16 protein-coding genes are annotated in these 24,724 nt (G+C 38.1%); 7 read left to right on the forward strand and 9 right to left on the reverse strand.

The features are described 5' to 3' along the window. Positions 1–73: 73 nt before the first annotated feature. Positions 74–610, reverse strand: coding sequence for an RDD family protein (locus QNI22_RS18025; protein ID WP_314512721.1), 537 nt, complete (start codon positions 608–610; stop codon positions 74–76). Between the two features lie 346 nt (positions 611–956). Between QNI22_RS18025 and QNI22_RS18030 the strand changes: the two genes are divergently transcribed. The 5 genes from QNI22_RS18030 (at position 957) to QNI22_RS18050 (ending at position 6,682) form a co-directional block, all read left to right on the forward strand. Further along, a complete protein-coding gene (locus QNI22_RS18030; protein WP_314512723.1) occupies positions 957–1,391 on the forward strand; it encodes a YybH family protein in 435 nt (144 codons plus the stop codon). A gap of 84 nt (positions 1,392–1,475) precedes the next feature. Then, positions 1,476–2,756 carry a metal-dependent hydrolase family protein gene (locus QNI22_RS18035; protein ID WP_314512725.1) on the forward strand — a complete coding sequence of 427 codons (1,281 nt, stop codon included), beginning with the start codon at positions 1,476–1,478 and terminating at the stop codon, positions 2,754–2,756. A gap of 60 nt (positions 2,757–2,816) precedes the next feature. Next, positions 2,817–3,650 (forward strand): amidohydrolase family protein, encoded by an 834-nt coding sequence (locus QNI22_RS18040; RefSeq protein ID WP_314512726.1) that lies wholly within the window; start codon positions 2,817–2,819, stop codon positions 3,648–3,650. Between the two features lie 232 nt (positions 3,651–3,882). Then, positions 3,883–5,811: a 1-deoxy-D-xylulose-5-phosphate synthase gene (dxs, locus tag QNI22_RS18045; RefSeq protein WP_314512728.1), complete on the forward strand. Its 1,929-nt coding sequence runs from the start codon at positions 3,883–3,885 to the stop codon at positions 5,809–5,811. Positions 5,812–5,902: 91 nt separating this feature from the next. Then, positions 5,903–6,682: an alpha/beta fold hydrolase gene (locus QNI22_RS18050; RefSeq protein WP_314512731.1), complete on the forward strand. Its 780-nt coding sequence runs from the start codon at positions 5,903–5,905 to the stop codon at positions 6,680–6,682. A 13-nt stretch (positions 6,683–6,695) separates the two neighbouring features. On the opposite strand, the gene QNI22_RS18055 is transcribed toward QNI22_RS18050, so the two are convergent. The 7 genes from QNI22_RS18055 to QNI22_RS18085 form a co-directional block, all read right to left on the reverse strand. Beyond that, positions 6,696–7,430 carry a YqjF family protein gene (locus tag QNI22_RS18055; protein ID WP_314512732.1) on the reverse strand — a complete coding sequence of 245 codons (735 nt, stop codon included), beginning with the start codon at positions 7,428–7,430 and terminating at the stop codon, positions 6,696–6,698. Positions 7,431–7,447: 17 nt separating this feature from the next. Continuing rightward, positions 7,448–7,822 (reverse strand): hypothetical protein, encoded by a 375-nt coding sequence (locus QNI22_RS18060; RefSeq protein ID WP_314512734.1) that lies wholly within the window; start codon positions 7,820–7,822, stop codon positions 7,448–7,450. 18 nt (positions 7,823–7,840) lie between these two features. After that, a complete protein-coding gene (locus QNI22_RS18065; protein ID WP_314512737.1) occupies positions 7,841–9,178 on the reverse strand; it encodes a D-alanyl-D-alanine carboxypeptidase/D-alanyl-D-alanine-endopeptidase in 1,338 nt (445 codons plus the stop codon). Positions 9,179–9,274: 96 nt separating this feature from the next. Next, positions 9,275–10,384: a hybrid sensor histidine kinase/response regulator gene (locus tag QNI22_RS18070; RefSeq protein ID WP_314512742.1), complete on the reverse strand. Its 1,110-nt coding sequence runs from the start codon at positions 10,382–10,384 to the stop codon at positions 9,275–9,277. Between the two features lie 105 nt (positions 10,385–10,489). Continuing rightward, the gene (locus QNI22_RS18075; RefSeq protein WP_314512744.1) at positions 10,490–12,676 is read right to left on the reverse strand and encodes a sensor histidine kinase; all 2,187 of its coding nucleotides are present in this window, start codon (positions 12,674–12,676) and stop codon (positions 10,490–10,492) included. A 174-nt stretch (positions 12,677–12,850) separates the two neighbouring features. Next, positions 12,851–13,633 carry a GNAT family N-acetyltransferase gene (locus tag QNI22_RS18080; RefSeq protein ID WP_314512746.1) on the reverse strand — a complete coding sequence of 261 codons (783 nt, stop codon included), beginning with the start codon at positions 13,631–13,633 and terminating at the stop codon, positions 12,851–12,853. Positions 13,634–13,655: 22 nt separating this feature from the next. Further along, positions 13,656–16,001 carry an Rv1355c family protein gene (locus tag QNI22_RS18085; RefSeq protein WP_314512748.1) on the reverse strand — a complete coding sequence of 782 codons (2,346 nt, stop codon included), beginning with the start codon at positions 15,999–16,001 and terminating at the stop codon, positions 13,656–13,658. Positions 16,002–16,191: 190 nt separating this feature from the next. Here QNI22_RS18085 and QNI22_RS18090 point away from each other — a divergent pair, with 190 nt between their 5' ends. Further along, a complete protein-coding gene (locus QNI22_RS18090; RefSeq protein ID WP_314512750.1) occupies positions 16,192–16,662 on the forward strand; it encodes a response regulator in 471 nt (156 codons plus the stop codon). Positions 16,663–16,838: 176 nt separating this feature from the next. Continuing rightward, a complete protein-coding gene (locus QNI22_RS18095) occupies positions 16,839–18,824 on the forward strand; it encodes a DUF3352 domain-containing protein (protein ID WP_314512752.1) in 1,986 nt (661 codons plus the stop codon). Between the two features lie 966 nt (positions 18,825–19,790). Here the strand turns inward: QNI22_RS18095 and QNI22_RS18100 are convergent. After that, positions 19,791–24,724, reverse strand: a 4,934-nt coding sequence (locus QNI22_RS18100; RefSeq protein WP_314512754.1) for an Ig-like domain-containing protein, incomplete at its 5' end; no start/stop codon positions are given.

Genomic DNA, 24,724 nt, shown 5'->3' on the forward strand with positions numbered 1-24,724 from the left:
TAAATGACTTATACATATAGAAAAGCCCCACTATATCAGGTATAGTGGGGCTTTTCTATATGTATTAGGGAATTCAATATTTTTCTTCCTCGTAAAAGCTAGTAGCTTTCGATTCAAAACTATCCAGATTATATAATGGTATATCATCTACTACCATTGTCCCTGATACTTTGTCATGCCAGCCAATTGGTGTTTCACTAAGAAAAGAGAAAACTTCAAAAGAAATAATTCGGACACAACTACGGCCAACTATAGTTCCAAAGTCAGGTTTCTCACCTTCTTCTGTCACTACTTTGGTTCGTGTAATCATCTTTCCAATTGTCTTTCCAGCAAAGTACTCCAAGGGAATATAATAGCAGATAATCTGAAAAAGAAATGTAATGAGTCTATCAACCAAACTATTCATATCATCTATCTTTGAAATAATATCCTCATCTATTAGTGCCCCCCAGACTACCCCAATTATAATTATAACAATCACTGCTATAATATAGCTCAGAATAAAATCGATGATATAGTTAGCTAGTCTTTTCCCCCAAGTAGTAGGGCTGATAACCTGACGTACAAATTCACGTTTATCTAAAAGAGACTCTGATGAAAATCTGTCCATAAACCAGAAATTATGTTTTAATTAAGTTTTCTGTAGATCCTTCATTTATTTTTCAGGTAACCAAAGCACTGAAAATAGTAGAGTTACCTGGAGGTAAGAAACGCTCATCTTTAGGAGAAACATACCTTGCCTTTTTGTCTGATCTGGAAATAACCCTCACAGAAAGAACTGTTACAAGAACGTACAGAAAAAATTCTTGGATGCCTTTAGCAGAAATTCCAATGTATAAACTATAAACTCACTAAATAGCATTTTAAATAGAACACCGAATTATTGACAAGTAGAATGTTTTTCACGTAATTGTCATATTCAACTCTTATTCTATACCACTTCAACTTTCCTATCTATGAGATTTATCTACTTTTTCATTATTACTTGTATTTTTTTCTGCCTAAAAGTATCCGCACAAAAAAATACTGATTCCCAAGCTATCCGGCAGGCTATGGATGAGCAGGTAAAAGCATGGAATAATGGCGATCTGGTTAAGTTTATGGATGGATACTGGCAGTCAGACTCTCTTCAGTTTATCGGAAGCAAGGGGATTGTCTATGGATGGAAATCCACATTGGAACGCTATCAGAAAAGTTATCCAGATGCGGCAGCCCGTGGAACACTACGCTTTGAAATTCTGAAAGTTGATATAGTGAGTAAGGATGCAGCCTTTGTTATTGGCAAATTTTTTCTGACCCGTCCTCAGGTTGGAGACGCAAGTGGTCATTTTACACTACTCTGGCGGAAAGTTAATGGTAAGTGGAAGATAGTAGTAGATCATACCAGTTAATAACAGAATCTCCTGATTATATTTTTTACACCAGCTGATTGAAGCACGTACCTCTACCAAACAAACTAATCACATTTCTTACCTATGAAGAAAATTCTTTACTCTGCCGCACTTTTTGTATGGGCATCATGTGCATTCGCCCAAAAAACACTGATTCATTGTGGCACTCTTATAGATGGTGTCCGAAATGATACACAAACTCAAATAACACTGGTAGTTGAAGGCAAGAAGATTATTCGGATTGACAAAGGTTATACTAATCCTGCTGCTGATGAAAAAGTTGTCGATCTCAAGAATAAAACCGTTATGCCGGGATTTACAGATATGCATGTGCATCTGGAAAGCGAAACCAGCAAAGACCAATATCTCAAACGTATGAGTTATGGTCAGGCTGATATAGCGTTTGAAGCACAAAAACATGCCTTGACAACTCTAATGGCTGGATTTACTACTGTTCGTGATCTGGGAGGCAGCGGGGTAAATATCTCTTTGCGAAATGCTATTAACAAAGGCCTGGTAGTAGGGCCTCGTATTTTTACTTCTGGTAAAACTATTGCTACTACAGGTGGTCATGGTGACCCTACCAATGGATGGAGATCTGATATTCAGTTTCCTACTGCTACTAGCGATGGTGTAGTGGATAGTCCGGATGCAGCCCGTCAAGCCATTCGCCAACGATACAAAGACGGAGTAGATTGTATCAAGATCACAGCCACTGGTGGGGTGTTGAGTATTGCCAAGAGTGGGAAAGCACCCCAATTTATGGAGGACGAACTGGATGCTATTGTAAAAACAGCTAAAGATTATGGCTTCCATGTAGCAGCTCATGCACACGGAGCAGAAGGAATGAAGAGAGCTATCAAAGCTGGTATTACAACCATAGAACATGGCACATTTATGGATGATGAAACCATTGAACTGTTCAAAAAGTATGGTACCTATTATGTACCTACTATTATTGCCGGAAAAACTGTAGCAGATTCAGCAAAGGTTCCGGGATATTATCATCCGCTGGTCATACCCAAAGCCATAGAAACAGGAAAACAAATTCAGGCAACTTTTGCCAAAGCCTATAAGGCAGGAGTAAAAATTGCCTTTGGTACTGATGCAGGTGTATTTCTACACGGCAAAAATGCCAAGGAGTTTGAATATATGGTAGAAGCAGGTATGCCAGCTATACAGGCTATTAAATGTGCGACTATCATTCCTGCAGAAATCCTGGGAATGAAAGATCAGCTTGGCTCTTTAGAAACTGGTAAGTTTGCAGATATTGTAGCAACTAATGAGAATCCGCTTCAAAATATTAAGACATTACAAAACGTAACCTTTGTAATGAAAGAAGGAGTAGTATACAAGAATCAATAATTTATGTATTATTGGGAGTTGTATGTTCAGTACACTCCCAATAGTTATAAGTTAGACACGATGAAAATTGACGCACATCAGCATTTCTGGTTATATACTCCTGAAGAATTTAGCTGGATCAGTGATGATATGGCCACCATCCGACGCAACTTCCTGCCTGAAGACCTGCAACCAGAACTACAAAAGCTGCAATTTGATGGCTGTGTAGCAGTACAAGCCTCACAGACACTGGATGAAAATTATTTTTTACTAGGTCTTGCGGAAGACTACTCCTTCATCAAAGGAGTAGTAGGTTGGGTAAATCTTCAGTCTGATACTGTATCAGACTCACTTTCCGAATTCGCTTCTCAATCTAAGTTTGTAGGTGTCAGGCATGTTGTGCAGGGAGAAAGTGATCCTGAGTTTATGTTACGTCCTGCATTTATGAAGGGTATACAACAACTGGCTCAACATAGTCTCACCTATGATATTCTGATCTATCACCATCAATTGCCCATGGCGATTCGATTTGTTGAGAAGTTTTCCGATCAACCTATGGTACTTGACCATATTGCCAAACCAGATATTAAAAACGGACAAGGCTTTGATAACTGGCGCAAGAACATCCTACAATTAGGATCTCATTCTAATGTTTATTGTAAGCTATCTGGTATGGTAACCGAAGCCAACTGGCAAATCTGGACTCCTCAGGACTTTCGTAAGTATCTTGATACAGTACTTGAGGCATTTACCCCACAGCGCCTGATGATAGGCTCTGACTGGCCAGTATGTTTGGTAGCCTCTCCATATGAGAAGGTAGCACAGCTCGTTACTGACTACATACAGACACTCTCTCAACACGAGCAAAATCAGATACTAGGTGTGACAGCTGCTAAATTTTATGGTTTAGAATAAAAGACTATTTTATTTATATAGCATTGAAGTTTGTAATCGTTGGCATTCAATTACTTTGTCGAAGATTTTATACTCTTTAACGAAGATTTTATTTGGGTTAGTTGTAAATCTTTTATCGTTCTGAAACATTTAGTTACCTTTACCAGTTATTACTAAAGAGGTTATTGTTTTGTAAAAGATTTATTGTTCTACGCTTGGCCGATCATCAACAACATTTATCCTTCTTTCTGAAATGTTAATACAACCCGGTAAACTACTAGCTCAAATCGAAACACCGGATGATTTGCGCAAATTAGACCCTTCTGAACTTTATCAGGTATGTACTGAATTACGTCAATACATTATTGATACAGTTTCTGTTTACGGTGGACATTTCGGAGCCAGTCTCGGAGTAGTCGAACTGACAGTGGCTCTTCACTATGTTTTTAATACACCTTATGATCAGTTGGTATGGGATGTTGGACATCAGGCCTATGGACATAAAATATTAACTGGCAGACGCAAAGTATTTCATACAAACCGAATGTATGGTGGGATATCAGGTTTTCCAAAACGTAAAGAAAGTCCCTATGATACCTTTGGTGTAGGTCATTCATCTACTTCCATATCTGCGGCATTAGGAATGGCAGTAGCATCAGCTTATAAAAATGAGAAAGATCGCCAGCATGTCGCTATCATTGGAGATGGTTCTATGACAGCCGGAATGGCTTTTGAAGCAATGAATCATGCAGGTGTCTCTGATACTAATCTTTTGATTGTACTCAATGACAACTGTATGGCTATTGATCCCAATGTAGGGGCACTCAAAGACTATCTGACAGATATTACAACTTCCCGCCTATACAACAAAGCGAAAGACGAAGTATGGAATACCTTAGGCAAGATCAGCAAATTTGGTAAGAACGCCCAGGAAATTGTTTCCAAGATTGAGAATGCAATCAAAGCAGCCTTATTACAACAAAGCAATCTCTTCGAATCTCTGAATCTGCGTTACTTTGGTCCTATTGACGGACATGATATAGATCATCTGGTAAGTGTAATGCAGGACTTACGGGATATACCTGGTCCGAAGATACTTCACTGCGTTACTGTAAAAGGGAAAGGATATGCTCCTGCAGAAAAAGAACAAACCAAATGGCATGCTCCAGGTCTGTTTGATAAGGTAACAGGAGAGATCCGTAAAAAAGTATACGATAAACCACAACCACCTAAATATCAGGATGTATTTGGTAATACTATACTTGAACTGGCAGAGCAGAATGATAAGATCTATGGTATTACACCTGCCATGCCTTCTGGTTCATCTCTGAATATTATGATGAAGGCAATGCCTCATCGTGCTATTGATGTTGGTATTGCAGAACAGCATGCAGTAACTTTTTCTGCTGGTTTAGCCACTCAGGGTCTGATACCTTTCTGCAACATTTATTCTTCCTTTATGCAGAGAGCATACGATCAGGTAATCCATGATGCAGCTATTCAGGAGCTTCCTGTTATTTTCTGTCTTGATCGTGCCGGATTTGCAGGTGCTGATGGACCTACCCATCATGGAGCATACGATATTGCTTACATGCGTTGTATTCCGAACATGATTGTATTCTCTCCTATGAATGAACAGGAGTTGCGTAATATCATGTATACAGTACAACTTCCTGACTTCAAAAATCATAAGTCTTCTATAACGATCCGTTATCCAAGAGGTGAAGGTGTTATGGCTGATTGGAAAACTCCTTTCGAGAAAATGGAAATTGGGAAGGGCCGTAAAATACAGGATGGAGAAGAAGTTGCTATAGTAACTATTGGACACATCGGAAATTATGTAACCAAAGCAACTGAGTTATTGGTAGAGGAAGGAATTAAACCTGCTCATTATGACATGCGTTTTGCCAAGCCACTGGATAAGGTTATGTTACATGAGATTTTCTCAAACTATAGCAAGGTAATTACAGTAGAAGATGGTTGCCTGATGGGCGGATTTGGCAGTGCAGTACTGGAGTTTATGGCAGACCATGATTACCATGCCCAATTGAAACGTCTGGGTATACCAGACAGAGTAGTAGAACATGGAGAACAGATAGAACTCCATCGGGAATGTGGCTTTGATCCGGAAGGCATAGCCAAAGCTGTAAAAGCCATGATTGCGCTGGAGCTAAAAATCTGATAATCTACTTTGCTGGAATACTATTTTTATATAATATACTCCCACAGATTCACTGTGAGAGTTTTTGTTTATATATCATTTTTCTATCTCTATGGCAAGCCTCAGTTATTCTATTTACGGTCAGGGAACACCTGTAGTATTTCTGCATGGATTCTGCGAAAGCAAGGAAATCTGGCAGGAATTTCTAGCTCCACTTGGAAACAATTTCCAGAGCATTGTAGTTGACCTGCCCGGTTTTGGAAAAAGTACCTCTAATACAAACTATCAGAGCGTTGATGTTATGGCAGAGGAAGTGCATCTGCTATTACAGGAATTATCTGTACCTAAAAGTATTATCATTGCTCATTCACTGGGAGGATATGTTGCCCTTGCATTGGCAGAAAAGTATCCGGAATCTATAACTGGTCTGGGTTTGTTTCATTCAACTGCCTATTCGGATACAGAAGAAAGGAAACAGGGACGTAATAAAACAGCCGAAGCAATCAAACAGAATGGGATGCCGGAATTTCTTGAAAACTTTATTCCCGGATTATTTTATAAGGAAAGACAGACAGAATTACAGGAAACTATTACGGCTGTCTACAAACTAACCAGCCATACACCTGCTCCGACAGCTATTGCCGCCACCTTGGCAATGAGAGATCGCCCAGACCGAACCCATGTATTGCGTAACTCCAACTATCCTGTATTATTTATTGCTGGTAAAAATGACAATGCGATTGTCTTTGAATCAGCCAGGGAGCAATTTTATCTTCCAAATCACTCTATTGTCCAGGCACTTTCCGATACTGCTCATATGGGTATGTTTGAAAAACCAGCAGAAACAAGAGCTATGATAAAATCCTTTGTTGAGATCTGTCAAGATCTTTAAAAATAATTCGCATCTACACTGACTGAGGATATAACTTATCAAACTCAGTCAGTGTAAGAGCACCAAATACCTTCACAGCAGATCCTTCTGCAAATACTTTATAAGTTGGTTGAGTATGCTCAAGAAACTCCCATTTTTTTCCATAAAGCTTTCCAAATTCTATTCTTAATTCAAAGCTTTTAAAGGGATAAATACGCCAAACCGGGTGTTCTACCTTATAACACATAGTTTTTCCAGAATGAGCCGTACCAAAGCCCCAGGTATGTTCTTTAAAGTAATGTTCCATGGTTGTCTCTTCTGGTGTAAAAAGTGAGTTGGTTCCCGTTGCTTGAATATCAAATATTTGTCCTTTATACTTAAATCGATGATGGGATACCACTCCATCATTAGCGGTTTGTAAAGATGAAGTCATAGGTGTAGCCAGATAGGGCTCATTGTAGATCCGGTTTGCTACCAATGCAATACAATGTTTTGGAACAAACTCCCGAATAAATACAACTCCTACATGGCCTTTGTATCGTACATAAAAACGAAGGTTGATTTCAGGAAAATTTACATGAAACGGTATAGATATTCCTTTGACTCGTGTATTCAAAAAATCAAAGGCAACCAGACTTACATGTGCTTTTCCATTTAAAGCAGTATCTATCTCTATGCCTTTCGGTAGATATTCTTCCAGTAAAGATGGCTCAACCTCATAGGTCAGATTAATCAGGTGCTTCCATTCAGCCGTAAGAAATACATTCATGGTAATGAATTCCAGTTTTATTCTTTTAACCCTATAAGTTCAATAACATCACACTCAGCTACTCGACGTCTACCTTCCATAAAATAACCATGGCTACCTACCTGTAATCGTTCTTTATGGTAAGGTATAGTTACTGGATTAATGATCCACATACGGGCTATGCCTTCCTTGTATACTTCACCTTCTAAAATCACCTTCTGATTACGATCCTCAAATTCAGGCCAGATCATAAAGATGCTAGGTTCAGTATGCAACTCGCTTTCATACCAGAAGTTAAAACGTAGTCCCTGTATAGGCAAACGCAATCTTCCACCTTCTTCAGGGCTATAAAATTGATAGGTGACTCTAAAATCAGGCTTGCGTTTCAGTATTTCCTCATAAGGTTGAAACATATTACAAACAATACAATATCAATACTTATCCCGTGCCAGTTTGAGTACTTTCTCCATCTCTTCTTTGATAGGAGTAGAAGATCCCGTATAGTTATTATGCATAAAGCTGAATAAAAGTATTTTACGCTTTTTAGTTACAATATAACCACTCAAACAATGTACATTGCCTAGACTACCTGTTTTGGCAAACACATAGGGAGTATCACCCTTGTAAAAGTTTTTGATTGTACCCGATTGTCCTCCAGCAGGTAGAATGCTAAAAAGCCGATCCTGAGGTATGGTAGCCTGGATTTTCTGCAACAATCGCACAATCGACCGAGGAGTAAACAAATTGTAACGAGAAAGTCCCGAACCATCTACCCATACAGGAGCATCTGGCAAATCATTCAGAAGCTTATGTGTCGAATAAGCAATAATACTGTCTGAAGATAGGGTATCTGAAAACTGAGAGGCACAAATCAATAATAGTTGCTCAGCAATAAAGTTATCACTCTCCTGCATAAGTTTCTTATACAAAGAATCTGCACGTACACTATATAAGGTTTGTCCTGCTTTAACTGGTTTGCGATTTATTAAGTTTACAGCCTTATGTAGTGTGTCAGATAGTATTTCTGTCAGGAGTTGTTCTGAATAGTGGAAAGGCATATCATGTACAATTTCCTTTTGAAACAGGGAAGGATCAAATGTAAACAGGTTACTCACCGGATCTCGCTGAAAAACGTAGCTTGAAGGAGGCAATAATCTCTGTAATAAAGGTTTCTCTACAAAGTAGCTTTTAAAAAAAGCAGGCTGTGCAGACCAGTCAACAGATGTAGCCTTTAACCGCACAATATTGCCATATATAGGCATAGGGGCTCTTTCTGCAGAATAATAGTCATTGTAATCATCCCATCCCCAGCCGGGGCCAAAACCTGTAACTTTAACCGGAGTTGCTACATAAAACAGTTTTTCAGGTCGACTCCGTAAGAATTCATATACACGACTTTGTTTAGTTCTTCCTGGTAATGTAATCAGATCCGGATGAAGTAAAGATGGATCTCCTGTTCCCCAGAAAAATAAAGAATCATGACTTACTCCATACTTCAAACCAGGAATTGAGTCACCCAGTATTTTCAGAGAGGTATAAAATGTAAATAATTTGGTATTAGATGCAGGAGTAAAATATTTGTCACTGTTTTGTTCATAGACGATCTTCTGCTTTTCAGGATTATATAACATAAATCCAGTGAAATGCTTACTGAATACATCCGATTGGCGAAAAGTACGTCCTATCTGTTGCGAACGACATCCTACAGACAGAATAATGATACAAACCAGAAGATAAATGGTTGGGAAAGCTGAAACTCGGTTTTTCAAGGAAATAAATAAAAAGGTGATGTAAGTCTTTACATCACCCAAAATACAGAATATGCTGTTTCTGTAAAATAATATCTCAAAAAAGCTTTGTTAGATTTAATTTCTATTGGGAAGTACTACCGTAAATGCAGTTCCTTCACCTTCTTTTGATGCCACACTGATTTGCCCATGCATTTTCTCAATGGCTTCTTTTACAATATATAAACCCATCCCCGAACCTGCACTCACTTCTGTTGCCCGAAAAAACATTTTGTAAATATCTTTTATGTATTCGTCTGGTATTCCAATCCCATTATCCCGAATATGAATTACAGCAATTCCATCTGCAGTTCTGACATGAATATTGATTTTTTTATCAGTAGTTTTCTTTTTCTGATACTTTATCGCATTGGATACCAAATTATTGAAGATGACTCTCATACGAAAATCATCATTAATAAAGGTAGTAGATTGTTGTACAGAGATATCAAAGTCAATTTCTGAGATATTCTGATAATACTGAAATGAGTCTATTGTTTCCTGAATCAGGCTGTCAAAGTTTATTTCTACCAAATTTTCCTGATACCGAATGTTTTTATAATAATCAATGATGTTCTGAATGAATGTTTCCAGTTGCTTTACACTCCGTTCGATAAGAGAGAGATAATGGGCAGCTTCATGTTCTTCACCTTCCATACGTGCCACCTGCACAATACCCATAATAGATGCTAGCGGAGCTTTGAGATCATGTGAAGCACTATATACAAACCTATTCAGTTCTTCATTAGCCCGCATCAGATCGGCATTCATTTTGGCTAATTCTTCATTTTTCCGTTTAAGTGCCTGTCGTGTATAGTATATCTCGTATGCGTTCTCAATAGTTAATCGAAGATCATCTTCTTCCCAAGGTTTTTTAATATACCTGAATACCTGTCCCCTGTTAATGGCGTCAATAACTGATTCTATGTTTGTATAACCAGTGAGAAGTATTCGTACAGGCTCAGGGTCTTCTTCCAATAGTTTCTCAAAAAATTCGACACCACTCATCTCCGGCATTCGTTGATCTGCAATCACAACATGAAATGAAGACTTTCTGGTTTGTTCCAGTGCGTCTTTGCCTGAAAGAGAAGTAACAATATCATAATCCAGACGAAAGCTCGCTCTGAACATATTCAGGTTATTCAATTCATCATCAACATATAGTATCCGGATTTTTTCTTTATCCATTTTACTAGGTAAATTCTAAAGTAGTTAAGGTGTTTGTTGAGTTTTCTATCTAAAAAAGCTTATTATTTTTTATCAATCAAAAACAAAATTAGTCTTTATTCTTCATCAGGCAACTATTGCTAGTTCCTGAGCTATTGTGACAGGAATACAAACAATAAATTCCGTTCCGATTCCCTCTGTAGACTTAACCTCAATAGTTCCTTTGTGCGCCTCAATAATGCCAAAAGCTATAGACAATCCCAGTCCGGTTCCTTCTCCAACGCCTTTTGTCGAAAAAAATGGTTCAAATATCTTATTCATTACACTCTCAGACATACCAACGCCATTATCTGCAATACTAATACAAACCATGTTATCTTTTTTCCATGTTTTTATTGTTAACACTCCCATTTTGGTAACACTATTAAGCGCTTTAATAGCCTGAACAGCATTAGTCAACACATTCATGAACACTTGGTTTAACTTGCCTGGATAACACTCAATTTCAGGAAGCTCTGTATAGTCTTTTTGTACATGAATATTTTCTTTCAATGAATGGCTCAAAAGTAGGAGAGTAGCATCTAGTCCTTCATGGATATTTACATAACGACGATCTTCATCATCCAGACGGGAAAAGTTACGCAAGCCAAGAACAATAGAAGCAGTACGGGATGCACCTTCTTCTACACCTTTCAGCAGTAATTCTATTTCTTCACGTAAATAATCTACATCTAATCGTTTCTTCATTGCCTCTATTTCCATCTTTTCCAGCTCATTCTCCATGGATTTCAAAGAGCTTTCATATTTATCCAAAAGCATCCATAGATAACTCACATCACGGCGTAGAGGCTTTACACTTGCACTTACAAAGTTGATTGGATTATTAATTTCATGGGCAATTCCCGCAGTAAGCTGCCCCAAAGATGCCATTTTTTCTGACTGAAATAGTTGAGCCTGAGTATTTCTCAGATTAGTCAGTGTGGCTTGTAGTTCTTCTGTAGATTCTTCGAGTTCCTGAGTTCGTTCACGTACTTTTGCTTCCAGTCTCAAATTCTCTTCCTGAATCAGTTTCTCATTTGTTAGCAATACCTCCATCATCTTCTTTTGAGATCTTTCTTTTTCCTTCTTCAGTTTATTAATCCGGTCAGCCAGGGCAAATGAGAGAAGAATCATTTCAACAGCAGATCCAATAAGCATGATGTTATTGGTAAAATTATTAAACGGAATCACTCCAAAATCTTTTAGTACAAAAATACATACTCCAATCAGGAATATAGACCATGCAAGCAAAAAGAAACCTGCTGTCCGGCTCTTTTTATGGTATATACGATAGGCGACAAATAAAATATAAGAGGCTGCGACAAATGCATTAAACTGAAGAAGAATATAGCTTTCAATCAGAAAGTCAAATGCAGACAAAACAATAATTAGCATGTATACAGCCAATGGTATTATAAACCCTTTATTCAGGTTTGGTGTAAACTTAGACGCTCTCAAAAAATGGGATCCAAAAACAGTACCTATAATTCCAGCTAAAGCACTCAAAATCACAATGGCATGAGTAGATATCCACGGCATATCTGACCAGAGAAACCGATACGTATAGCCCTGAAATGTTGCTTGTGTAAGACCTACAACAAAAATATTCAAAATATAAAGTAAATAACTGCGTCCCCTGATGGCCAGAAATAAAAATCCATTGTAAAAGAACATAGCTAGCAGCAATCCAACATACAGACTTATGTATATATCTTCCTTACTGCTTACATCAGAAATAGCCTGTGTTGATCCTACCCATAAAGGAACTTCCAGCTGACCATTGGATTTTAAAGCCAGTAAAAAAGTACCGGTTTTTCCTTTGGGAATTTCTACATTAAAAAGAAAATGTTGATTCTTGATCAGACGATTGCGGATAGGGTATAAGATTCCTGTCTCTTCAACAGACATTTTACCCTCTGAAAGGATAGAATAAAAAGTAACATCCTCTATATTAGGTTGTGCCAGTTTTATCACTAAATGATCCCGTTCTGTATGATTTGTGAGTTGAAACTTAATCCAGAATGTAGAATGTGATATTCCCAGGTTCGGAACTGAACCAGTAGTATGGGTAAATTTCTGATCTGGATAGGATAGAACTTCCTTAGCAGAAATCTTTCCGGAAGGATCTTCCAATATGGATAGTCCATCCCACAAAGGCTGCAATGTAGTCTCATCTGTATAGGTAAATACTTGGCTTTGTCCATATCCATCATGAGCAAAAAACAAGATTATTCCTATTAGCAGATACCATAAACCGTAAAAATTCTTTTTCATTTAAGACCTTTTTTATCATTAAGATATGAGTCGGATATTTCTTAAATGAAAAGATAGTGATTAGATACTAAAGATGGCTTTTAGGTAAATTAGTATCCCAATAACTGTGTGTAAGGTTTTAGAATAAAATAGTAGTATTTTAAATAAGTTGTTTGTTTTTTTGCTACAGATCTACTAATTCAGTAAGGCATCTGACTTATTAACTTCCACTATACCCGATATTAGAAGATCATAGTATATCTGAACTTCACCCTTAGAACCTTGTTCCAGACAGGTTTGGTCAGGTCTCATACGCAACTCCAGAATACGGGCTCTGTCATATTCAGTAGCTGTTTCAATAGTATATATATCCGGAATACGAAATACCCTACCCAGGTAATTGATGCCTGGATAAATAAAAGCACCATTATCACCTACACCACTTTCCAGTTGAAATCCTACCCGGCGGCCCAGCTCTATAGTATATTCCGAGCAGAAAGTAAAAAGTGACCTTAAACCTATCTGACTGGTAATAGCAATTAAAGATCTTACCAGAAGTATACTCAAACCAGAACCTGCTATTTGTCTTGCATTCCAAAGACCACATAACTCTCCTGTCTCACCCAATGGATAAGAATATAATATATCTTTCAATCTCACATCCTGATCTCCAATGGCTTTCTCTACTGGAAGCAAATCTATTCCATCTGTTAAGTGTAACCTACCACCACCCACTATAGTACCGTCTTCTTTTTCAGCTACAATTACATATACAGAGGCGCTATCCTTCCATTCTGAGTTATTGGAAGAAATACTGGTGATACCATAATCAGCCAGAACACGTGCATGTCCTTCCATAAATCCCAGACAAGCAACTTCATCATCAACTGCTCGAAAAGCCCTGATTTTCAACATAGTGCTCAGTATTTTATCTCTGCTCAATGAATAAATAATACCTCCTTCTGTATCTGAAAACACATAGGAAGGAGGTATTGTCTTTTTATTTATGACCCACTATTACTTCTTTTGGCGAGTTAGCCCACACTACAGTTTTCTCAATAGGCAACCGTAGTGATCGTACTTTTGGGGAATTTGCAATCGCCAATCTAAAAAGGAATACAGGTCTTTGAGAATCTTTTATGGCAAATAGCTGATTAAATTTCGGATAGAGGGCACTAAGTTCATTTCTCATGAACTCTGGCAACATAAGTGCGTTATGATGATAATAGTTAAATAGATAGAGTGGTGCCATTACAGGTTGTACAGCCAGACCCATTGCGTTTGCCATTAACCAAATACGTTGAATAGCCTGCCCTCCATGTAACAAACTTGTATTATCGTTTCCTCTCACAGAAACCAACCCAATAGCAGATGAATTAAGGATTAGTTTTTTACTAAATCGTTCTAATCCCTTTCCTTTCTGCCAATTGCGTAACATTGCAATTACTTCAGGGCTTTTTGCAAGCCGAAGGCCAAGAATATCAGATGAAGAAAGATCAAACGTTCTTAAGTCCAATCCGTCTTCAAATACCTTTCCCTCAGCATCAGGCCAACGAAGTTCATGCTGGAAAAATTCCCGATGTCCTTCCGGATGTAAAAAACGTAGTCTTTCACAAGCTGTGATGATATTGGCAGCTTCTGTTAATTCTTTTTCCTGACTCAGGATATGGAGTGAACTCTCTGCGTTATTTTGCAATGCATTTTGTAATTCAGAAAATTTTTCCTGTGATAAAACTGTCCGAGAGCTATTGTTGCGGTTGGTGACCCGGGTAGTAATATGCTCTGCTAAAAATCCATCCAGTGGGGTAGAGGGTTCTGAAGAGATAGCATCCCTTGCTATAAAAGAGATAACGGCAACAAGAGTTGAATTTTGTTTCTTTGGAAAGTGAGAGAGTTGAATATCATATCCCTTTTGCCTTGTTTTCAGAATCAGGTTTTCCAATGCTGCACCCAGGCCTACATAAGCAAACACATTGTCAACATCCCAGAATGAGTATGACCGGGATTGTTCCAGAAATAAAAATAAGCGATTGTTTCTGTATAACCATTTCCATGGTTGATTGTTTCCAGAAGAGGGAGCCAAATTGGCAGCAGTAAGTAGCTCCTGAATCATAGATTCACTTAATTGCAGATCAGCAGGTTTTAATGCAATTGTATCTGCCAGACGAATCATTTCTTCCGAGGAAAGAGGAGCAATAGGAATAACCCATTTGTTTTCAGTCTTAGGTTCAGTAGTATTTCCAACCAACTCTTCCAGATCTACATAATACCTTCCTGATTCCTGATATTCATCCAGTAATATCCGGCGGGAAACATCTGCAGTAAGGCCACCACCAAAAGTAACAGCAGAAGCCAGTTGAGGCCATGTAGTAATGCTTTGTCCTACTTCCAGCGCTGATGCCTTAAGACGTGTTGAAAGGGTTTCAAACCCTACAATTGGCAACATATAGGGTAACTTCTCTTCACTTGTCTTCAATGTCTTCGCTTTCTGAGGATCCAGATGATCTATTAACCCATGTAAAATAGGACGATTGGGTTCAAGATCAAATCTTTCCACATCCAGCAATCCGCGATCACTGGCTTCCATTACAATAGGAATACCTAATTCCCTTGCTTTATATCTGCATAAGATCTTTATATCAATTCCATCACATTCCTCAACCAATAGATCAAGGTTGCCTCCCTTTGTAAAAAAATCATCCATATTCTCTTCTGTCAATCCATCTGTATAGCAGATTACATTCAGAAAAGGATCTATTTCCATAATTTCGCGTGCTACGGAAATGACTTTGGGCAATCCCAGATTATGAATACCTGTGCGAATACGATTGAGGTTGGTAAGTTCCAGCAGATCAAAATCGGCAAGGCGTATTTCGCCAAACAAACGCTCCATAGCCATAGTCACTGAGACGGACTGTCCAACAGATAATCCAACAACACCTATTTTTCTGGTAGAAAGAAATTTTTGTTCTTCTGGAGTAATCTTATAATGATTGCGGCTTGTTCTCAAAAAAATAAACTCCTCTTTATCAACTATATGAACGAGCCTTGCAGACCACGGATAATATACCCACACACCATAGGAGTAACTATCTATAGTACCTAGATGTGTATTAACAGCTTCATGTAACGTTTCTTTTGTGAATATCGTAGTAGGATTCAGTGATTTGATGAGTTCTTCCAATTGATTTTTCAACTCATCAAAAACACTGATATGCGGGTTTTCTACTAAAAGTTTTTTTAATTGCAGTTTATCCTCAACATTTGACAAATAAAAAAATTGAGGTTGGAATACCTGTTTCTGAGCGATATTTTCGGAAAGTCTGCTCTGTAAAAGTTCATGCATAAGACGGTGATTAAAGTTGTAAGGTGGAAGTCTGCTCTTATAAAAAGTATGGAATTAATCCTTTTTCTGAAAATAGCATTGAAAATAATAAAATTATCAGCTTTACCCTCAAAAATTAGAAAAATTATACTACAACCATCCACTTTTACTTATTATTTTTTTATCTTCTATATTCAAACAACTCACAATTATGAATACAGAACATGCAGCCATTCGTGTCTTATACATTGAGGATGAACCCCATAACCGTAGTTTATTTGAGGCTACCTTTCAGAACGATTTTCATATTATTACAGCTCCTTCGGCAACAGAAGGTCTGGAAATTTTAAAAGAAGATACCATCCACATACTAATTACAGACCAACGGATGCCCGAAATAACCGGAATAGAATTTCTATCATCTATTGTAGATACTTTTCCTGATCCGGTTCGTATACTTCTTACTGGCTATACCGAACTATCTTCTGTTGTAGAAGCTGTTAATCAAGGCCATATCTTCTATTTTGCTACCAAACCCTGGGATGCAGACAATCTGAAGACAATCATTATCAAAGCATATGAATACTATCAGAAACAACAAAAAGACAAAGAGGTAATAGAAAAACTCACCAAAATTAATGAAGGATTGGAGTTCCATCTCCGACAAAAACTCATCTCATAGGAAGATTCTTTATTTTAAAATGGCAGACAAAATCCTCTATACGTTATAAATAGAGTTTATCTGCCATTTTTTATGCAGTCTCTGGCTATTTTCTGGTTCTTTTTTGTATTAACTTTCGCTGAAAAATCATCTCTGATCTTCATCTAACAACCCTGAAACCCATTGTCTGATTCTGTATGAAAAAACTTCTCTGGCTCTTCCTCATTATCCTTACAGGGGGAGGGCTTTTTGCTGCTTACCAATATTATCTTTCACCGCCTGAGAACTTCCAGGCTATTTATCTTGTCCCTAAAAACGCTATCTATATTATTGAAACCAGTGAACCCATTAAAAGCTGGCAGAAAGTGAGTAGTAGTAAAGCGTGGAAGTTTCTGCAAACTCAATCCTATTTTGGAGAGTTAACATCTGGAGCAAATGCGCTTGATTCAATGATCAATGATAACAAAGAGTTATTTGATCAGTTTGGCTCCAGACATGTCTTAATATCTGCCCATAATTACAAAAAGACTGAATACGACTTCCTTTTTATTGTGGATCTGGAAAAGGCAGGCAAGCTCAAATTTCTACAGGATTACCTTACGAACCTCAACGGTCAGGCTGGTTACAGAGTGTCACAACGTCAGTACAATGGTATTACCATTACTGAACTGTATGATAAACAAAGCAGACAAACACTCTATCTGGCATTTATCTCTAACCTGCTGGTATGTTCTTATACTAACAGTCTTGTAGAAGCGTCTATTGATCAACGTGAAGAGCCTGTTATTGGCCGGGATATTCGCTTTGTTGAAATCGACAAACAGATAGATGATGATGGAATGTTTAAGATGTATATGCAATATGCCTATCTGGATGACTATATGCGCTGTTATCTATCTGAGCCTAACGAATATGTGAATAGCCTCAGTAAAATGCTTGCCTACACTGCTACTACTATTGATATGGACAGTGATGAATGGATCTCTATGAAGGGAGCTACCAATATCAATGATTCTGTTAGCTCTTATATGAAGGCTATGCTCGAATCAGGTCGTGGAAAACTGGCAGCACAGGAGGTTATACCTCAAAGAACTGCTTTTTATGTGAGTATAGCTGTGAAGAACTTTGCAGAGTTTCACAATCGCTTTGAAAAAGTAATGCAGGAAAACAGTGAAGCAGAATACAAAGAATATCAAAGCAGCGTAAACAAAGTAGAAGGTTTCCTGAAAATTAGTCTCAAAGAAAATTTTATCAACTGGATGGGAGAGGAGGTATGCTTTGTACAAATGCAGCCTCAGGGTCTTGGAAGAGCTAACGAATTTGCCGCAGTAATACAGGCAGACGACATTGATGAAGCCAAACGGCAAATGGAATTTATTGGCAAACAGATTCGGAAACGAACACCTGTGAAAATCCGGGAAGTAGATTATAAGGGATATCCTATCCACTACATGGCAGTAAAAGGATTCTTCAAACCTATTCTGGGTAAACTATTTCAGAAGCTGGATAAACCATATTTTACGTTCATAGATGATTATGTTGTATTCAGTAATCATCCCCAAACGATCAAAAGCTTTATTGACGATTACGAAGCGAAACAAACACTTTCCCAACAGGAAGCCTACAAAACGTTTGCAGATAAGTTCGAGAGCTCTTCCAATATATTTATTTATATTCAAACGCCAGTATTGCACAACAACCTGAAAGGCTTTGTATCAGCAGAGACATGGAAAGATGCAGAAAAGAACAAAAAATATATTGTAGCTTTTCCTGAAGTTGGCTTCCAGTTAACAGGTGAGGAGACTTTATTTGATACACGCTTTATTGTTCGTTATCAGGAACCATCAGAGGTACAGGAACCTGTATTGGTAGCTTCTACAGATTCTACTCTGATTGTATCAGATTCTACACAGGTAGAGGATGAGGAAGAAGATATTTATATTGAGGACTTAAATACGGAAAAATATACAGAAAATTATCCGGATGGAAAGAAGAAATTAGAGGTGAGTATGAAAGATGGCTTCCGGGACGGTTCATACCGGGAATATCATGCCAATGGCGAAGTTAAAATAAAAGGTCGCTACAAAGCAGACCAGAAAGATGGTACCTGGAAATACTATGATGAATCGGGTAAATTGGTAAACCGCAAGAAATATGATAATGGCAAAGAAATATCACATTAATTTCACAAGTTTATAAGGTATTCTCCCTGAGATAATTTCTAAAAAGTAGAATCTCAATCCCTTAAGATCCTACTTTTTAGAAATTATGAAATCATTTACTTTCTTACATACTATCTCTACTTAGACTCCACTTCCAAAAACACAAACCATTGTAAGATTTGATTTCAATAACAGAAATTATTTCTGCTTTACAAATTCAGGGATGCTATTGCTTTTGTAGACTCCTGCTTTTGTAGGACGGTTAGATGCGCAAGACATAATCACACAAGCAGCTAACAAAGTGAAGATCAGTTTCATAGCCAGATATTTTATCGATTAACAATTTATTTCGTTTATTAAAATTACTACTTCCTTCCTCCAACATCAATAGACTGCAAGAATCCTCAAAAGATAGTAATCATACAGAGAAGAATCTGGTAGAAATCTCACTTAATACACTTTTTGGCAGCCTTTCTACTATAGCATTTATCTATTATTTTAGCTGTTATCGGTAGAATCTGAACTCAGTTAGAGTCTTCTTCTAATATCCTCAGTTTATCTTCTGCTATTACAAAAATTGACCTAGATTAGAATCAATTTTGGGCTTAACATAGCTTTCGCAACTATTCAAATACTGTTCAAATCCATAAGGAGGAATAGCCACACAGGTTTGTTGATAAAAATAAAAAGTGGACAGAAATCGAATCATTTTTTATTTTGACCATAGTTCTGGTCACTTTTGGTTTTGACAGGAAATGTGGTCAGGTTGAAAAAATATCCGAATACCAGTCACTTCACAGAAATATCCGAACTCTGTTCACTTTCGTTAGTAACTGGAAGTATGGTCAAAAACATAAACAACTGGAACTCCGGTCAGATTGGGGAAATAGTCTAACTTGAATCATTTTCCAAAATATCAGAAAATAAAAAAGCCTGCTATGCAGATTGCATAAACAGGCTTCCTAAACGGGGTTTCACAAAAGTATCTTATCGGGTTACTACCAGTTTCTTTGATAAACGACCTTCTTTGGTTTTCACATATACAATATACATTCCTTTTGCGAGATTAGCTACATCAATCCGAACTGTATTTTCTCCAGCCTGTACAGATTGTGTGATTTGAATAACCTGCTGAGTTGTCATATTGGTTAGAGCTATTATTGCATCCTGATCTTCATTAACACTGAATCGCACATTCACTTCGCTATCAGCAGGATTCGGGAATAAAGTCAAGCCTGAATCTGTTATAGCTGGACTTTCAAACTCTAGATCTGTTGGAACATATGGGGATAATCTTGAACCTGCTATTGGTAGTTCTTGTATACCTCCTGGTATTTGCCAGCCTACAGCCAGATTGTCATTTCCTTCACCAGCTTTGTGTATGGCTTCGATATAATATTTTTTGCCTTTAACTAATGTAATAGCAGTAGAACGTTGAGTAGCAGATTTACCCCACTCTCTTGGATTGGTAGCCTCGCTTACATAAGCAATCTGAGTTTTGGTAGCAGGACTTTCGTCTGAACTTAACCAAAGCTCGGCCTCAGCATCACCAGCAATCCAGAAAGTGTATGTGCCACTTACAGGTGGGCAAATATATCCTCTGATCCGGCTGCGATAGTTATCTGCTACATTGGCTGGGGCTTCAAAAAGAGTTAGTTGTGAGCTGTTATCTGGTTTCTTATAAGCAGGAATCATTTCAGCAACATCCACAGCTACATTATCCCATTCTTCACGTAGAATATATCCTGTTGCCGAGCAAATAGTTGGAACGGCTTTGTCATCTGACACAGTCCATACTTCAATGCCAGATACATTGGCATATCCTCCTGATGTTTTTACATTTATAGTATTATCTTTAATAGTTTCACGGAACGGTCCAAGGCGTTTCCATGTACCAGCACTGCCACTTATATAGTTTGATTGTACAGCTTTACCTTCCAAATAAACACTATAGGTTTGCGTAGCATTCTCCTCCCACACATACAGATAAACATCATAAGTAGCATTAGGTACAGAGGTAAGTGCTACATTCACATTACGTCCTGTAATAGAGCTATGAATCATTGACGTACGATTCTCATCTGTAGCAGGAATTAAAGCAACAGAAGCTTTTTCCATAGATATACCACTGTATGTATAATTTGCAGCATCAGAGCCACCCCATTCGTGCCCATCAATAGTCAAACCAGGTCCATTAAGATTAATAGCCCGATAGAATCCTGTTTCAGGTTCTGGCTCTCCAGGTGTATTTTTTTCTTTAACAACTACTGTAACTACAGCAGAGGTGGTAGAAGCTCCATTATCATCATATGCTAAAGCTGTTAGAGCATAGGTTCCTTTCTGTACATTTTTCCAGGTAATAGAGTAAGGAACACTCATTGTTTCACCAATCTTAGTTGTTCCAGCGTAGAACTCTACCTTCATTACCTGTCCATCAGTATCGGTAGCATTAGCTGTCACTGTAATGGATTCTCCTTCTGTGAAAGTTTGGTTGTTGGCAGGAGCTGTAATGGTAATCACTGGAGGTTGATTCACAGGTGCAGCTTTCACAATAATGGTCACAGGGGAAGAAGTAGCTATTCCACCTCTATTATCAATTGCTTTGGCTGTCAATGCGTAAGTACCAATTACCAAACTGCTCCAGTTAAAAGCATAGGGGGCAGAAGTGGCTTCTCCTATTTTAATATTATTAGCATAAAACTCTACTTTAGCAATGCTTCCATCATTATCACTTGCTGAAGCTGTGATAGGTGCTGTGCCTCCTTCCGTAAAAGTTGTGTTATTAGCGGGTGAGGTAATCAATACGGCTGGAAGGGTATTCGTCGTACTACTAGTGGCATTAATAACAATTGTTACAGGTGTAGAAGTAGTTACCGCACCTTTATTATCTGTGGCTTTGGCAGTAAGTACATACGAGCCTTCTTTTAAAGTAGTATTAATACTCCAAGGACCAGCACTTTTTTCTGTAACTTTTGAGTCATTTATAAAAAACTCTACTTTCTGAATAGTTCCATCAACATCTTTGGCATCTGCAGTAATAGTAATATTTTGTCCTGTTGTATATACACTATTTGCAGTTGGAGAGGTAATTCGGACAGTTGGAGCATTATTAGAAGGCGTAGGCGTCTCTACAACAGCAGCCTTTACCGTAATAACGATAGGAGTCGATGTAGTAGTAGCACCACTATTATCGGTAGCTTTGGCTGTTAATGAATAGGTACCTAAACTAACTGCATTCCATGTGATTGTATAAGGAGACGTTGTTGATTCGCCTATTTTGGTAGAACCTGCGTAAAACTCCACCTTAGCAATACTTCCGTCTCCATCGGTTGCATTAGCAATAATAGTTACTGTATTTCCACTTATAAAAGACGCATTAGTAACAGGACTTGTAATAGCTACAACTGGAGGTTGATTCACAGCAGCTGCCTTGATAACAATTGAGACAACAGCAGAAGTAGTCACTCCTCCTTTATCGTCTGTAGCCTTTGCTGTTAGCGCATAGGTTCCAGCAGCAGAGGGACTCCAGTTGATAAAATAAGGAGACGTTGTTGTTTCACCAATCTTTGTTGAGCCTGCATAAAATTCTACTTTACTTACTTTTCCATCTGCATCTGACACACTGGCATTGATAGTAATGGCATTACCTACTATATAAGTTGAACTCATTACAGGAGAAGTAATTGCAATAGTTGGTGCCTGATTTGGAGCTGTAATAGTTACACTCACAGGAGAAGAAGTAGCTATTCCTCCTGCATTATCAATTGCTTTTGTTGTGATAGTATATATTCCAGCTGTAGCCGCATTCCAGCTGAAAGAATAAGGAGAACTTGTTTTCTCTCCAACTTTCATAGATCCAACATAAAACTCCACTTTGGCAATACTTCCATCACTATCTGTAGCGGTAGCTGTCAGATTGATAGAACTCCCTGTCGGATAAGAAGAATTCGCAACTGGTGAGGTCAGAGTTACACTTGGTAGTTGATTAGCAGGAGCAGTTACTATTACATTTACAACTGAGGAAGTTGAAACTCCACTCTGGTTATCAATAGCTTTTGCAGTCAATGCATAAGAACCTGTTGCTGAAGGAATCCAACTAATAAAATAAGGAGCAGAAGTAGCTTCTCCAAGTTTAGTTTCATTAGCATAAAATTCTACCTTAGCAATGCTGCCATCTTTATCACTTGCTGAAGCTGTAATAGAGACAGCATTTCTAACTATAAAAGAAGTATTGTTAGCAGGTGATGTAATTGAGACTACAGGTACTTGATTAACAGGAGTTGCTTTTACAATAATAGCCACAGGAGTCGATGTAGTAGTAGCACCACTATTATCGGTAGCTTTGGCTGTTAATGAATAGGTACCAACAGCTAATCCTGTCCATTTAAATGTATAGGGGGTAGAGGTCGTCTCACCTATTTTACTATTATTAACATAGAATTCTACTTTGGCAATCGACCCATCACTGTCACTTGCAGTAGCTGTGATAGGTGCTGTGCCTCCTTCCGTAAAGTTTGCGTTATTTGATGGGGAAGTAATAGATATTACTGGTACTACATTAGGAGTAGGTCTTGGAGTTGTAACTTTTGTAGCTACATTGAGGTTAACTGCAGCAGAAGTAGCACTACCTCCTACATTATCTATGGCTTTAGCAGTTATTGCATATGCCCCTGCAGAAAGATTAGCCCAACTGAAACTCCAGGGAGCATTGGTAGCTTCTCCAAGTTTAGTTTCATTAGCATAAAATTCTACCTTAGCAATTGTCCCGTCTCCATCAGTCGCATTAGTAGTAATAGAAAGAGTAGCTCCTTCTGTAAGGCTTGTACCAGTAGCAGGACTTGTAATAGAAATAACAGGAATTTGGTTTGGCTTAGTACCTACAGTAACTGTAATTGCCTGTGATATCGCAGAAGTGTTTTCATTATCGATAGCCTTAGCTGTAACTGAATAGGTACCTTTTGCAATATTTGTCCAACTGATAGAATAAGGAACAGAAATGGCTTCACCTATTTTAGTAGAGTCTGTATAAAATTCTACTTTTGCAATGCTGCCATCTTTATCACTTGCTGAAGCAACAAGGTTAAGACTTTCACCTTCTGTCAGAGAAATATCAGATATGGGAGAAGAGATTGTGACTACAGGAGTTTGATTTGGCGTAGGTTCAACCACTGTCGTTTTAACTGTAACAACAACAGGTGTAGAAATAGCTACATTTCCTTTATCATCTGTAGCTTTTGCCGTTAATGTATACATACCACTCATTGCATTATCCCATGATATAGTATAGGGAGAGTTAGCAGATTCACCAATCTTGGTTGTTCCAGCGTAGAACTCTACTTTCATTACCTGTCCATCAGTATCGGTAGCATTAGCTGTCACTGTAATGGATTCTCCTTCTGTGAAAGTTTGGTTGTTGGCAGGAGCTGTAATGGTAATCACTGGAGGTTGATTCACAGGTGCAGCTTTCACAATAATAGTCACAGGGGAAGAGGTTGTAATTCCACCATTATCGTCTGTAGCTTTTACCGTTAGCGCGTAGCTTCCAGCTATAGAAGGAGTCCAGTCTATTGTATACGGCGCTGTTGTTGCTTCACCTATTTTAGTAGAGCCTGTATAAAATTCTACTTTTGCAATAGAGCCATCTGAATCACTTGCATTAGCAGCAATACTTACAACCTCTCCTACCATCAAAGAATTATTGGCACTAGGAGAGGAAATAGAAACTACGGGATTCTCATTAACTGCTGTAATTGTTACATTAACTGCAGAGGAAGTAGTCACTCCACCTTTATTGTCTGTTGCTTTTGCTGTTAGCGCATAGGTTCCAGCCGTAGCCGCATTCCAGCTGAAAGAATAAGGAGAACTTGTTTTCTCTCCAACTTTCGTAGATCCAACATAAAACTCTACTTTAGCGATTGAAC

The sequence above is a fragment of the Xanthocytophaga agilis genome (assembly GCF_030068605.1).
GTDB lineage: Bacteria > Bacteroidota > Bacteroidia > Cytophagales > 172606-1 > Xanthocytophaga > Xanthocytophaga agilis.